The organism is Nitrospirillum iridis (assembly GCF_014205765.1).
GTDB lineage: Bacteria > Pseudomonadota > Alphaproteobacteria > Azospirillales > Azospirillaceae > Nitrospirillum > Nitrospirillum iridis.
Genome location: NZ_JACIIZ010000009.1, coordinates 80,900 through 94,298 on the forward strand (window position 1 = coordinate 80,900; position 13,399 = coordinate 94,298).

General features: G+C 67.8%; 12 protein-coding genes. 5 read left to right on the forward strand and 7 right to left on the reverse strand.

What is annotated here, in order from left to right:
* Positions 1 to 36 precede the first annotated feature (36 nt).
* A complete protein-coding gene (locus FHS74_RS16525) occupies positions 37 to 819 on the forward strand; it encodes a 3-hydroxybutyrate dehydrogenase (protein WP_184802520.1) in 783 nt (260 codons plus the stop codon).
* 101 nt (positions 820 to 920) lie between these two features.
* Here FHS74_RS16525 and FHS74_RS16530 read toward each other — a convergent pair whose 3' ends face one another.
* The 6 genes from FHS74_RS16530 to FHS74_RS16555 all read right to left on the reverse strand — a co-directional run bounded on the left by FHS74_RS16530 (position 921) and on the right by FHS74_RS16555 (position 8,730).
* Positions 921 to 2,573 carry an OFA family MFS transporter gene (locus FHS74_RS16530; RefSeq protein WP_184802522.1) on the reverse strand — a complete coding sequence of 551 codons (1,653 nt, stop codon included), beginning with the start codon at positions 2,571 to 2,573 and terminating at the stop codon, positions 921 to 923.
* Positions 2,574 to 2,678: 105 nt separating this feature from the next.
* Positions 2,679 to 2,894 carry a formate dehydrogenase subunit delta gene (locus FHS74_RS16535; protein WP_184802524.1) on the reverse strand — a complete coding sequence of 72 codons (216 nt, stop codon included), beginning with the start codon at positions 2,892 to 2,894 and terminating at the stop codon, positions 2,679 to 2,681.
* On the reverse strand, positions 2,884 to 3,774 hold the full coding sequence (gene fdhD, locus FHS74_RS16540) for a formate dehydrogenase accessory sulfurtransferase FdhD (protein ID WP_184802526.1): 891 nt from the start codon (positions 3,772 to 3,774) through the stop codon (positions 2,884 to 2,886). The genes FHS74_RS16535 and fdhD overlap by 11 nt, the downstream gene beginning before the upstream one ends.
* Positions 3,771 to 6,632, reverse strand: a complete 2,862-nt coding sequence (gene fdhF / locus FHS74_RS16545) for a formate dehydrogenase subunit alpha (protein WP_184802529.1) — start codon at positions 6,630 to 6,632, stop codon at positions 3,771 to 3,773. Before fdhF ends, fdhD begins: the two co-directional genes overlap by 4 nt.
* Positions 6,633 to 6,646: 14 nt before the next feature.
* Positions 6,647 to 8,218, reverse strand: coding sequence for a formate dehydrogenase beta subunit (locus FHS74_RS16550; protein ID WP_184802531.1), 1,572 nt, complete (start codon positions 8,216 to 8,218; stop codon positions 6,647 to 6,649).
* A 14-nt stretch (positions 8,219 to 8,232) separates the two neighbouring features.
* Positions 8,233 to 8,730 (reverse strand): formate dehydrogenase subunit gamma, encoded by a 498-nt coding sequence (locus tag FHS74_RS16555; protein ID WP_184802533.1) that lies wholly within the window; start codon positions 8,728 to 8,730, stop codon positions 8,233 to 8,235.
* Between the two features lie 198 nt (positions 8,731 to 8,928).
* Between FHS74_RS16555 and FHS74_RS16560 the strand changes: the two genes are divergently transcribed.
* Positions 8,929 to 9,657, forward strand: a complete 729-nt coding sequence (locus FHS74_RS16560; RefSeq protein WP_184802534.1) for a tetratricopeptide repeat protein — start codon at positions 8,929 to 8,931, stop codon at positions 9,655 to 9,657.
* A gap of 72 nt (positions 9,658 to 9,729) precedes the next feature.
* Here FHS74_RS16560 and FHS74_RS16565 read toward each other — a convergent pair whose 3' ends face one another.
* A complete protein-coding gene (locus tag FHS74_RS16565) occupies positions 9,730 to 10,635 on the reverse strand; it encodes a LysR family transcriptional regulator (RefSeq protein WP_184802536.1) in 906 nt (301 codons plus the stop codon).
* 149 nt (positions 10,636 to 10,784) lie between these two features.
* Here FHS74_RS16565 and FHS74_RS16570 point away from each other — a divergent pair, with 149 nt between their 5' ends.
* The 3 genes from FHS74_RS16570 (at position 10,785) to FHS74_RS16580 (ending at position 13,351) form a co-directional block, all read left to right on the forward strand.
* Positions 10,785 to 11,285, forward strand: a complete 501-nt coding sequence (locus tag FHS74_RS16570) for a hypothetical protein (protein WP_184802538.1) — start codon at positions 10,785 to 10,787, stop codon at positions 11,283 to 11,285.
* Between the two features lie 117 nt (positions 11,286 to 11,402).
* The gene (locus tag FHS74_RS16575; RefSeq protein ID WP_184802540.1) at positions 11,403 to 12,854 is read left to right on the forward strand and encodes an alpha/beta hydrolase; all 1,452 of its coding nucleotides are present in this window, start codon (positions 11,403 to 11,405) and stop codon (positions 12,852 to 12,854) included.
* Positions 12,851 to 13,351: a GNAT family N-acetyltransferase gene (locus FHS74_RS16580; protein WP_184802542.1), complete on the forward strand. Its 501-nt coding sequence runs from the start codon at positions 12,851 to 12,853 to the stop codon at positions 13,349 to 13,351. Before FHS74_RS16575 ends, FHS74_RS16580 begins: the two co-directional genes overlap by 4 nt.
* The last annotated feature ends 48 nt before the right edge of the window (positions 13,352 to 13,399 follow it).

The window sequence follows — 13,399 nt, forward strand, 5'->3', positions numbered from 1 at the left end:
GTGTCACACCGCACATCCTCAACCGAAGGGGTAGTCATGCTGAAGGGTAAATCCGCCGTCGTTACCGGATCCACCAGCGGGATCGGCCTGGGCATCGCCCGCGTCCTGGCATCCAAAGGGGTCAACATCATGCTGAACGGCTTCGGCGACGCCGCGGAGATCGAGAAGATCCGCAGCGGCCTGGAAAGCGAGTTCGGCGTGCGCGCCGCCTACAACGCCGCCGACATCTCCAAGCCCTCCGCCATCAAGGAGATGATCGATACGACGGTGGAGACCTTCGGGTCCATCGACGTGCTGGTGAGCAATGCGGGCATCCAGTTCACGGCCGCCATCGAGGACTTCCCCGAGGACAAGTGGAACGCCATCATCGCCATCAACCTGTCCGGCGTGTTCTGGGGCATGCACTATGCCCTGCCTTACATGAAGAAACAGGGCTGGGGCCGGTTGATCAACATCGCCTCCGCCCACGGCCTGGTGGCCAGCCCCAACAAGTCGGCCTACGTCGCGGCCAAGCACGGCGTGGTGGGGCTGACCAAGGTGGCGGCCCTGGAAACGGCGGAACTGGACATCACCGCCAACGCCATCTGTCCCGGCTGGGTGCTGACCCCGCTGGTGGAAAAGCAGATCAAGGACATGGCGGCCAAGGACGGCATCAGCGAGAAGGACGCCGAACTGAAGCTGCTGTCGGAAAAGCAGCCGTCCAAGAAGTTCACCACCCCGGAAGAGCTGGGCGAACTGGCGGCCTTCCTCTGCACCGACGCCGCGGCGCAGATGACCGGCGTGCCGCTGCCCATGGATGGCGGCTGGACCGCGCAGTAATTTTAAGTTTGCCAGCGGGCGCGGCCATCCGGTCGCAGGCCTGGAAAAAGAGTAAGGGGTTAGAAGTAAAGGGGCGGCTATGTTGGGCCGCCCCTTGCGCGTCAATTGAACAGCGGCGCCGCCTTCTGCAGCGTGGTCCACACCCCCCACAGGATGGGCAGGCCGACCGCCAGCCATGCCAGGATGGCCGGGCCGTCCAGCCCCCCCCGGCCAATGCCGAAGGAACCGCCAGCGGCCGCGGCGCTGGCCGTCTTGGCCTGCAGGCTTGCCACCTCGGCATCGCTCATGAACCATTTGGCCGAGAGCTGCTTGATGGCGAAGTTGCAGAGCAGGCCCAGGATCAGGAACACCGCCAGGACGTAGAAGGTGACGTCATAGACGTGGTCCTTCGGCACCTTCAGCGCCAGTTCGGCCTCGCGGATATAGCCCACCAGGATCGGGCCGACGATGCCCGCCACCGACCAGGCCGTCAGCAGCCGGCCGTGGATGGCGCCGACGAACTGGGTGCCGAAGATATCGGCCAGATAGGCCGGCACCGTGGCGAAGCCGCCGCCGTACATGGACAGGATGACGCCGATGGTCAGCACGAACAGGGCGACGCTGCCGGACCGCGCCAGGCTGGGGGCCGCCGCGTACAGCACCAAGCCCAGGGCGAAGAAGATGAAATAGGTCGCCTTGCGGCCCAGCTTATCCGACATGGAGGCCCAGAAGAAACGGCCGCCGATGTTGAACAAGGAGATCAGGCCGGCGAAGGCGGCGCCGATGGTGGCGATGGCCGTCTTCTGCCCCGGATCCAGCTGGTCGAAACCCAGTTCGGGATGGCCGATCAGCTTGCCGGCGAAGATTTCCTGCAGCATGGGCGAGGCCATGCCGATGACGCCGATGCCGGCGCTGACGTTCAGGCAGAGCACGGCCCAGATCAGCCAGAACTGCGGCGTCCGATGCGCGTTCTTCAGATGGACGTGGCCATGGGTGATCATGGCCCGCTGAGCCGCGGCAGGCGCGACCCAGCCTTCCGGACGCCAGCCGGCGGGCGGAATGCGGTAGCCGAAGGCGCCGGCCAGCATGAAGACGAAGTAGAGGGCGGCCATGACCAGGAAGGTCTGCCACACGCCCGCCTCGTTGGGGCCCTTGAACTGGTTGATCAGGAGGTTGGCCAGCGGTGAGCCGATCATGGCGCCGCCGCCGAAGCCCATGATGGCCATACCCGTGGCCATGCCGCGCCGGTCGGGGAACCATTTGATCAGGGTGGAGACGGGCGAGATATAGCCCAACCCCAGGCCCACGCCCCCGATGATGCCACCCAGCCACAGCAGCCACATCTGGTGGGCCATGATGCCGCCCGCCGACACCACCATGCCGCCGCACCAGCAGAAGGCGGCGACGACACCGGCACGCCGGGGCCCCACGCGTTCCAGCCAGCCGCCCCACAATGCCGCGGAGGAGCCCAGCACGACGAAGAACAGGGTGTACATGATCTGGATGTCGGCCACCCGCCAGTTGCAGGTGGTGGTGGTCAGCGCCGCCATCAGGGAGATGGTCTTGCACGCCGCCTCATCCGTGCCGGTCAGCGCCTTGGACAGCGGAAGCCAGAACACGCTGAAACCATAGGCCATGCCGATGCACAGATGGATGGCCAGCGCCGCCGGCGGCACCAGCCACCGATTAAAGCCCGCCTTCGCGACTATTCTTTCGCGGTCAAGGATGGAGCCCACCGGGCCCGCACTGGTGGAATCCGCAGCTCCCACGCTCATTGGCGCCTCCAGTTTTATTTTATATAGGCGATGGAAATCAAATGGTCGCCCACCTGGAGCGCCACCATAACCAACTGGGTATTGTTCTTTTGTACTACAGATAGCTTAATTTACTTTCGGTAAACTTTCCACTGCCTTTAGGACTTCCGGGTCAAGGCCGCCCCCACCCTGGGCCACATAGTCCTGGATCGTCTGGCGCATCCGGGGCTCCCAGAATTTGGCGATGTGGTTGGCGATGCCGGCGGCGGCCTTGTCGCCCGGCTGGGTGACGAAGAACTTGCCGATTTGATTGGCCATGTAGACCAGTTTGTCAGGCGACATGCCGTACGTTCCCCTGCTGCGTTCCAGTGCCTTGCCCGGGCCTGACGCGGCCGGGATGGGTGAATACCTCAAACCCGTCCCGCCGCGCCACCGCCACCAGGGTGATGCCGGCGGCGTCCGCCGTGCGGATGGCCAGCGCCGAGGGGGCGGAGACGGCGATCAGCATGGGCACGCCCATGGCGGCGGCCTTCTGCACCAGTTCCACCGATACCCGGCTGCTCATCACCACCATGCCGGCGGCGGCGTCAACCCCCTTGCGGATGAGGGCGCCGGCCAGCTTGTCCAATGCATTGTGGCGGCCCACATCCTCGCGCACCGCCACCATGTGGCCAGGCCCACCATCCGTTCCAGCCAGCCAGAAGCCTGCGGCATGGACCGCACGCGTCTCCTCGAACAGCGGCTGGTGGTTGGCCAGATCGTCGCGGGCGGCCGCCACCTGATCGGCATCAACGACGAAGCCCTGGGGTACCACGGGCAACGCCCGTGTCGCCTCCGCCAGGCTCTCCAGGCCACAGAGGCCACAGCCCATGGGCCCGGCGAGACGGCGGCGGCGGCGTTCCAGCGCCTCCCCCGGCGCCGTGGCCAGCCACAGGCGGACGTTCACCCCCTCCGGCACCACCACCATATCCAGCTCGGCGATATCCTCACGGCCGGTGATGATGCCCTCGGTCACGCTGAAGCCCAGGGCGAAATCCTCCAGATCCCGGGGCGTGGCCATCAGCACCGCATAGGCGGCCTGATCATAGCTGACGGCCACCGCCGTCTCCTCCGCCACCACCCGGGTCCCGTCACAAGAAACACCCTCCCGCCAGGCGACGCGGGCGGCGGGCACACTGGCGCCCGGCAGTGTCGGGGGCGCCGGCGGCACGCGGTCCGTCATTCAGCCGCATCCACGCTGATGATCCGGCGACTGAGGTCGCTGTGGCTCTTGTACTTCTCCTGCCAGTCGGACGGGCCGTTGCTGGGGCTGATCTGCACGGCCGTCACCTTGTATTCCGGGCAGTTGGTGGCCCAGTCGGAATAGTCGGTGGTGATCACGTTGGCCTGCGTCATGGGATGGTGGAAGGTGGTGTAGACCACGCCCGGCGACACCCGGTCGGTGATCAGGGCGCGCAAGGTGGTCTCGCCGGCACGGCTTTGCAGCTTTACCCAGTCGCCATCGCGCACGCCACGATTCTCCGCGTCGTGCGGGTGCATTTCCAGCCGGTCTTCCTTGTGCCATTCGCTGTTGGCCGTGCGCCGGGTCTGAGCGCCGACATTGTACTGGCTGAGGATGCGGCCGGTGGTGAGCAGCAGGGGGAAGCGCGGGCCCGTCCGCTCGTCCGTCGGGATGTATTCCGTCAGCACCAGCTTACCCTTGCCCCGGGCGAAGCCGCCGATGTGCATGATGGGCGTGCCGTCCGGCGCCTGGTCGTTGCAGGGCCACTGGACGGAACCCTTCTCCTCCAGCAGCTGGTAGGTGACGTTGCGGAAGCCCGGCGTTGTGGCCGCGATCTCCGCCATGATTTCGGACGGATGGCCATAGTTCATGGGGTAGCCCAGGGCGTTGGACAGCAGCTGGGTGATTTCCCAATCGGCATAGCCGTTGCGCGGCGGCATGACCCGGCGCACGCGGTTGATGCGGCGTTCGGCGTTGGTGAAGGTGCCATCCTTCTCCAGGAAGGTGGAGCCCGGCAGGAAGACATGGGCGTAGTTCGCCGTCTCGTTCAGGAACAGGTCCTGCACCACCACGCATTCCATGGATTCCAGGCCGTGGGTGACATGGTGGGTGTCTGGGTCGGACTGCACGATGTCCTCACCCTGCACGTACAGGCCCTTGAAGCTGCCATCGACCGCCGCGTCCAGCATGTTGGGGATGCGCAGGCCCGGCTCCTTCTCCAGGGTCACGCCCCACATGTCCTCGAAGATGGCGCGGGTGGCCTCGTCGCCGACATGGCGGTAGCCCGGCAGTTCATGAGGGAAGGAGCCCATGTCACAGCTGCCCTGGACATTGTTCTGGCCACGCAGGGGGTTCACGCCCACGCCGCGCCGGCCCAGATTGCCCGTGACCATGGCGAGGTTGGCGATGGCCATGACGGTGGTGGAGCCCTGGCTGTGTTCCGTCACGCCCAGGCCGTAATAGATCGCGGCGTTGCCGCCGGTGGCGTAAAGGCGGGCGGCGGCGCGCAGGTCGGCCGCCGGCACACCGGTATAGACCTCCACCGCCTCCGGGCTGTGCCGTTCCTCGGCCACGAACGCGGCCCAGTCCTGGAACTCGTCCCAGTCGCAGCGTTCGCGTACGAAAGCCTCGTTCACCAGGCCCTCGGTGACGATGACATGGGCGATGGCGGTCATCACCGCGACGTTGGTGCCGGGAAGCAGCGGCAGATGATAGGCGGCCTCGACGTGCGGGGTCTTGACCAGGTCGATGCGGCGGGGATCGACGACGATCAGCTTGGCGCCCTGGCGCAAGCGCTTCTTCAGGCGGGAGCCGAACACCGGATGGCCATCGGTGGGGTTGGCCCCCACCACCATGACCACGTCCGTGTCCTCCACACTGTCGAAATCCTGCGTGCCGGCCGACGTGCCGTAGGCTGTGCCCAGGCCATAGCCGGTGGGGGAATGACAGACGCGGGCGCAGGTGTCGACGTTGTTGTTGTTGAAGCCGGCGCGCACCAGCTTCTGCACCAGGTAGGTCTCCTCATTGGTGCAGCGGGAGGAGGTGATGCCGCCCACCGACATGCGGCCATACTTCTCCTGGATGCGCTTGAATTCCGACGCCGTGTGGCTGATCGCCTCCTCCCACGACACCTCGCGCCACGGATCGGTGATCTTGGCACGGATCATGGGCTTCAGGATGCGCTCACGATGCGTGGCGTAACCCCAGGCGAAGCGGCCCTTCACGCAGGAATGGCCGCGGTTGGCGGCACCATCCTTGTAGGGGACCATGCGCACCAGCTCGGTCCCGCGCATCTCCGCCTTGAAGCTGCAGCCGACGCCGCAATAGGCGCAGGTGGTGACGACCGAGTGCTCCGGCTGGCCGATCTCGATGACCGACTTTTCCATCAGCGTGGCGGTGGGGCACGCCTGGACACAGGCGCCGCAGCTGACGCACTCGCTGTCCATGAAGTCTTCATCCATGCCGGCCGAGACCTTGCTCTCGAACCCCCGGTCCTGGATGGTCAGGGCGAAGGTGCCCTGCACCTCCTGGCAGGCCCGCACGCAGCGGGAACAGACGATGCACTTCGACGGGTCGAAGGTGAAATAGGGGTTGGAGGTGTCCTTGGCCTGGCCCAGATGGTTGGCCCCCTCCATGCCATAGCGTACCTCGCGCAGGCCAACGGCGCCGGCCATGTCCTGCAACTCGCAATCGCCGTTGGCGGCACAGGTCAGGCAGTCCAGCGGGTGGTCGGAGATGTAGAGTTCCATCACCCCCTTGCGCAGGCGCTTCAGCCGGTCGGTCTGGGTGGACACCACCATGCCAGGCGCCACCGGCGTGGTGCAGGAGGCGGGCGTGCCCGCCCGGCCCTGGATCTCCACCAGGCACAGCCGGCAGGAGCCGAAGGCGTCCAGCATGTCGGTGGCGCACAGCTTGGGGATGGTCACGCCGCTGTCCATGGCGGCGCGCATGATGGAGGTACCCTCCGCCACCGTCACCGTCTCACCATCGATGGTCAGGGTGACCATCTTCGCGTCGGTATCGCCCTTCAGGCCGCGGGGATGCGGGGTGCCGTAGTCGATCTCAGGAACCAAGCCCATGGCCGGACCCTCCTCTACTCAGCGGCGGCCGGCAGGTGCCGGCGCCGGGAATCACGGGTATGGAAATCTTCGGGGAAATGGCGGATGGCGCTCAGCACCGGATAGGGCGTGAAGCCCCCCAGCGCGCAGAGCGATCCGAATTTCATAGTGTTGCAGAGGTCTTCCAGCAACGCGATGTTCGCGGCCACGTCGCGGCCCGCCAGGATGCGGTCCACCACCTCCGCCCCCCGGGTGGAGCCGATGCGGCAGGGCGTGCACTTGCCGCAGGATTCCTCGGCGCAGAACTCCATGGCGAAGCGGGCCATGTGCGCCATGTCCACCGTGTCGTCGAACACCACCAGGCCGCCATGACCGATCAGGGCGTCGCGGGCGGCGAAGGCCTCGTAATCATACAGCGTGTCGAACTGGCTGGGTGGCAGGTAGGCGCCCAGGGGCCCGCCCGCCTGCACAGCGCGCACGGGGCGCCGGCTGGCCGTGCCACCGCCGATTTCCATGACGATCTCGCCCAAGGTCAGGCCGAAGGCCGTCTCGAACAGGCCGCCATGCAGGACGTTGCCCGCCAGCTGGATGGGCATGGTGCCGCGCGACCGGCCCATGCCGAAGTCGGCGTAGTGCTGGGCGCCCAAATCCAAGATGACGGGGATGGTGGCCAGCGACAGCAGGTTGTTGACCACGGTGGGCCGGCCGAACAACCCCTTCAGCGCCGGCAACGGCGGCTTGGCCCGCACCACGCCGCGCTTGCCCTCCAGGCTTTCCAGCAGGGCCGTCTCCTCGCCGCAGACATAGGCGCCGGCGCCGACGCGCAGTTCCAGATGGAACTCCACATCGCTGCCCAGGATGTTGCGGCCCAGCAGGCCGGACGCCCGCGCGATTTCCAGCGCCTTGCCCATGGTGGCGTTGGCGTGCGGGTATTCGGAGCGGGAGTAGATGTAGCCCCGGGTGGCACCCACCGCCAAACCGGCGATGGTCATGCCTTCGATCAGGCAGAAGGGATCGCCTTCCAGGATCATGCGGTCGGCGAAGGTGCCGCTGTCGCCCTCGTCGGCGTTGCAGACGATGTACTTCTGGTCCGCTTGAGCGTCGCGGACGGTCTTCCACTTGATGCCGGTGGGGAAGCCCGCACCGCCGCGACCGCGCAGGCCGGACTTGGTCACCGCCTCCACCGTCGCCGCCCCGCCGATTTCGATGGCCTTGGCCAGGCCGCGATAACCGCCGTTGGCCTTGTAGTCCGCCACCGACAATGGATCGACGATGCCGCAGCGGGCGAAGGTCAGGCGCGTCTGCCGTGCCAGGAAGGGATGCTCCTCCGGCCGGCCCACGCGCAGGGGATGGACGGCGCCCGTCAGCCAGCCGGCGGCGAACAGGCCGGGCACGTCCTGCGCCTGCACCGGGCCGTAGGCGACACGGCCCTGGGGCGTCTCCACCTCCACCATCGGTTCCAGCCAGAACATGCCGCGTGAGCCGGTACGCACGATAGCGACCGGGGCGCCCAGGGCCGCTGCCTGGGCCTGCACGGCGGCCACGACCTCATCGGCGCCCACGGCCAGGGCCGCCACGTCGCGCGGAATGAAGATGCGGTGCGTCATGATCCCGGGGTCCGTCATGCTGTCGCCCAATCGGCACGGGCCTCGTTCACGGCGGCGTCCAGCCGCTCGCGGGTCAGGCGCCCCAGGGGTCGGCCGTCGATCAGGGCCGCCGGGGCGCTGGCGCACAGGCCAAGGCAATAGACCGGCTCAATCGTCACTTGGCCATCCGCGGTGGTGCCGCCCCACTCCAGGCCCAGGCGGCGCAGCAGGCCTTCCGCCAGGGCGTGGCCGCCCATGGACTGGCAGGCCTCCGCCCGGCAGACCTTCACCACGTGCCGGCCGGCCGGCGCCTCGCGGAAATCATGGTAGAAGCTGACGATACCGTGGACATCCGCGCGCGACAGGTTCAGCGCGTCGGCCAGCAGAGGCACGGCGTCCTGGGGCACATGGCCGAATGCTTCCTGCAAGGCATGCAGTATCGGCAATGCAGGCCCTTCAAGATTCCGATGCGCCGCAATGACTTCCGCGGCCTTTTCGCGGTCCCAGGCGGTATGAGTTGTGGCAGACGTCACAGCAGAAGCCTCACTTCTTGGGCAAACTCCCTGTCATTAGAAGTTGGCTATCGCCCGGGCTTAATCAACGAAGCAGTTCCGTGTTGCGATAGAAAAGGTCTATCGATCTGGCCCGGTCCGGAACCGCCCGACCCGCCAGGTTTTTTGAAACCCTCTAGGACGCCCGAGGCCCGGACGCCCGTCATCGGGACGTGGATCATGCGTACGCGCTTGCTCTTTCTGACCTCAACCCTGCTGGGCCTGATGCTGACCGCCCCGATCGCGGTTCACGCCGCCTCGGTCGACAGTCCGTCCCCGGTGGGCGCGGCCCCGGCGGCCCCGCTGCCGGCCGATGTGGCGATGACGCAGGACGTGACCCAGTTGCTGCGCGACTGGTCGGTCATCAAGTATCAGATGCATGATGACAAGGCCCAAGCCGCCAAGATGCGCGACCTGCTGGCCCGCGCGGCCGACATCCAGGGCCGTTTTCCCGGCCGGGCGGAGCCGTTGATCACCACCGGCCTGATCCTGGGCAGCATCGCCGGGTATGAGCAGAACGCCGGCTCGCTGGAGCTGGTGCGCAAGGCCCGCGATCTGTTCGAGCAGGCGGACCAGATCGATCCCACCGCCCTGGACGCCGCCGCCGCCGTCAATCTGGGCTCCCTCTACTATCTGATGCCAGGCTTCCCCATCGGCTTCGGCAGTGACAGCAAGGCCCGCAAGTATCTGGAGCGTGGTGTGACGCTGAGCCCCAACGGCTTGGAGGCCAATTATTTCTATGGTGAATTCCTGGCGCAGCAGGGCGAGTACGAGCGCTCGGCCAAGGTGCTGACCCACGCGCTGGAGGCCCCGGTGTCGGTGGCCCAGCCGGTATGGGATGCCGGCCGCCGGGCAGAGGCCCGCGAACTGCTGACCAGCGTGCGCCAGAAGCTGGTGGCGCAGAGCTGAACCGCCGCCCCACAAGAGGTGTCGCTGGAAAGCCCCGGGATCGATCCCCGGGGCTTTTTGCTTTTCAACCCGTCACGGCGCCATGGGGGCGCCGAAGGTGCGCCCCACCTTCTTGGCTTCGGCGACCAGGGCGGCGGTCAGGGGCGTCATGGGGTCGCGATAGGGCACCACCAGGCCGATGTCATGCACCGCCGCCGGGTCGACGATGGGGATGGCCCGGATCTCCTCCGGGAAATGAAAGGCGGTGGTCAGCACCTCGGGCATAATGCTGGCCCATTTGCCGGTGCGGACGTGGGAGAACAGCACGATCATGGAATTGGATTCCAGGGTGGGGGCCGACGTGGCGCCGGCGATGGCCAGCAGCCGGTCGATGATGCGGCGGTTCTGCATGTCGGGCGTCAGCAGGCACAGCGGAACCTCCCCCACCTCGGACCAGCTGACCTGGGCGCGGTCGCCCAGCGGGCTGTCGCGGGAGATCAGCAGGCGGTATTGCTCGCGGTACAGCGGCACGGTGCGCACCCGGCCCAAGGGTTCGTTGTCCAGGTAGGTCAGGCCGGCATCGATCTCCAGCCCCTCCAGCAGGTGCAGGATCTCGATGGAGGTGCGCGACAGGACGGTGAAGCGCACGCCCGGGTGCCGCTCGCGATAGGGCGTGGTCAGGATGGGCACCATGGCCAGGGCGGTGGGGATGACGGCGATGCGCAGATGGCCGCTGAGGCCATGGCGCAGGGTCCGCACCTCCTGCCGCATCGCGCGGGCGTCGCCGACGATGCGCCGCGCCCAATCCAGCACCCGTTCCCCTTCCTGGGTCAGGCCCATGTAGCGGGCGCCGCGGTTGACCAGCAGCACGCCCAGCTGCTCCTCCAGCTGCTTCAAACCGGACGACAGGGTGGGCTGCGTCACGCCGCAGGCCTCCGCCGCGCGGCCAAAATGCTGCTCGCGGGCGAGCGCGATGAAAAATTCCAACTTGTCGATCATAGGCCGCCTGCCGCCTTCCCGTTGCCGGGGCCGTCGTTCCGGCCCCGGCATTGGCGCCCATGATCCGTGAAGAGGGTCCGTCGATACAAGACCGCGCGACAGAGAGAAGGTAGATTAACCCCACAGCATCGCAGAAAGGGCGCCCCGCCATGTTCGATCCGATCAGCTATGTGGGTTTCCATACCGACCTCAGCCTGTTGGCGCTGGTGGTCGGCATTATCCTGACCGCCGCCCTGTTCCGCAGCCGGGTGCCGTCGGCGCTGACGGCCCTGTACTTGGCGACGGCAGTGTTGACCGACATCACCGGCTTCGGCTTTCCCTTCACCGGCTTCCTGCCGTCGCACGGGGTAGGACTGCTGTCGCTGCTGATCCTGGCCCTGGCCACCGCCGCGCTGTACGCCTTCGCCCTGCGCGGGCCTTGGCGCTGGATCTATGCCGCCAGCCTGACGGCCAGCGTCTTCCTCCTGGCCTTCGTCGCCGTCGCCCAGTCCTTCCTGAAGGTGCCCGCCCTGCACGCGCTGGCGCCCACGGGCAGCGAGCCACCCTTTGGCGCGGCGGAGGGCGTGCTGCTGCTGCTGTTCGCGGTGGCGGGGTTCCTGGCCACCCGCCGTTTCCGCCCCACCCTGCGGACGACCGCCATCACCACCTGAATCCTATCGGATGCCCTCTGGACAGCGCCGCCGCCCGACGCCACGCTTATCGCATCCGTGCGGGAACCAGCGGAGGAGCGGCGGACGGTGCGGCGGTGGGCACGGGCAGGGTTGGGCATGCTGATGGGGGCCGCCCTGGGCGGCCCGCCGGCGCACGCGGCCACCCAAGGCGGCCCGCATGACACCCCCGCCGCCATCCTGACCGGCGACTGGCAAGGCACGCTGGACACGGGCCTGACCCGCCTGCGCCTGGTGTTCCACGTGGCGGCCACGCTGGCGGGCCCAACGGGCGCCGCGGGCGGCGGCGGCATCGGGCCGGACCTGGCCGGCACGCTGGACAGCGTCGACCAGCAGGTCATGGGCGTGCCCATACCCGGCATCGCCCGGAATGGTGATGCCGTCACCTTCGACATTCCCGCCGTGCTGGGCGGCTTCAGCGGCACATTGGCGCCGGATGGACAAAGCCTCATCGGCACCTGGACGCAAGGCCACCAAATCAGGCCGCTGACCCTGACCCGGCTGACCACGGCGCAAATCCTGGCGGAGCGGGCGCGGCCGCAACTGCCCCACCCGCCCTTCTCCTACCGGGCGGTCGAGGTCGCCTATCCCAATCCGGCGGCACCGGGCGTGCGGCTGGCCGGCACCCTGACCCTGCCACCGGGAAAAGGCCCCTTCCCCGCCGCCTTGCTGATCACCGGCTCCGGGCCGCAGGACCGGGACGAGACGATGGAGGGGCACAAGCCTTTCCTGGTATTGGCCGACGCGCTGACCCGCCGGGGCATCGCCGTGTTGCGGGTGGACGACCGCGGCGTGGCCCAGTCCACCGGCGATTTCGACGCGGCCACCACCCCCGATTTCGCCACCGACGCCGCCGCTGGCGTTGCCTTCCTGCGCACGCGGGCGGAGATCGACCCTGCCCGCATCGGCCTGATCGGCCACAGCGAGGGCGGCCTGATCGCCCCCATGGTGGCCAACCGCGATCCCGCTATCGCCTGGCTGGTGCTGATGGCTGGCCCGGGATTGCCGGGGGAGGACATCCTGTTGAGCCAGAAGCGGCTGATCGCCGGGGCCACGGGCGTGGGCGCCGCTGGCGCCGAGCGCCTGGTGGATCTGGACCGCCGCGAATACGCCATCCTGAAGGAGGAGCCGGATGCGGAACGGGCCCGTGCCCGCCTGCGCCTGCTGCTACAAGGGGGCGTCATCGGCGGCGACAACCGCATCGCCACCTCCGAAGACCTGATCGAGGCGGTGACCAAGCCCTGGTACCGCTGGTTCCTGACCTATGACCCCGCTCCGGCGCTGCGCACCCTGCGCCTGCCCGTGCTGGCCCTGGTGGGGTCCAAGGATTTGCAGGTGGCGGCGCGCGAAAACCTGCCGGCCCTGCGCACGGCCCTGGCCGACGACCCCTTGGCCGAGGTGCGTGAGGTGCCGGGCCTCAACCATTTGTTCCAGCCGGCCGACACCGGCGCACCCTCCGAATACGCCCGCATCCCCCAGACCATCGCCCCGCCGGTTCTGGAGCTGATCACCGACTGGGTGGCGGCCCACAGCGGAGCGAGGAAGCGGTGACGGCTCCCCTGCGTCCCGCCCACCCGCATGAACTGCCCACCCTGCAAGCGCTGGAGACCGCCGCCCGCCGGCGCTATGCCACCTGGCCGGGCCTGGCCTTCATCGCCGATCGCCCGCCCATCGCGCTGGAACGCCTGATGGCGGGCACTGTCTGGGTGGCCGACCGCGACGGGGCGCCCGCCGGCTTCATCCTGCTGCACCCCCAGGACGGGCAGCTGTACATCGCCAACATCTCCGTGGCGCCGGAGGCCGCCGGCCAGGGCATCGGCGCCGCCTTGCTGGCCCAGGCCCTGGATGACGCCCGCGCGCTGGGCGCCGGGGCCGTGACCCTGACCACCTTCAAGGCCCCGCCCTGGAACGGCCCCTGGTTCCGCCGCCAGGGCTATGCCCCCATGCCGACAGCGCGCATGGGCCCAAGCCTGCGCGCCACGCTGGAACGGCAGGCGGCTTTTCTCGATCCCTCGACGCGGGAGGTGTTGTGGCAACCTACAGCTTAACGTGCGAGGCTGCGAGAATTCATGCCGATTTCATTTAAAGCCTATTCA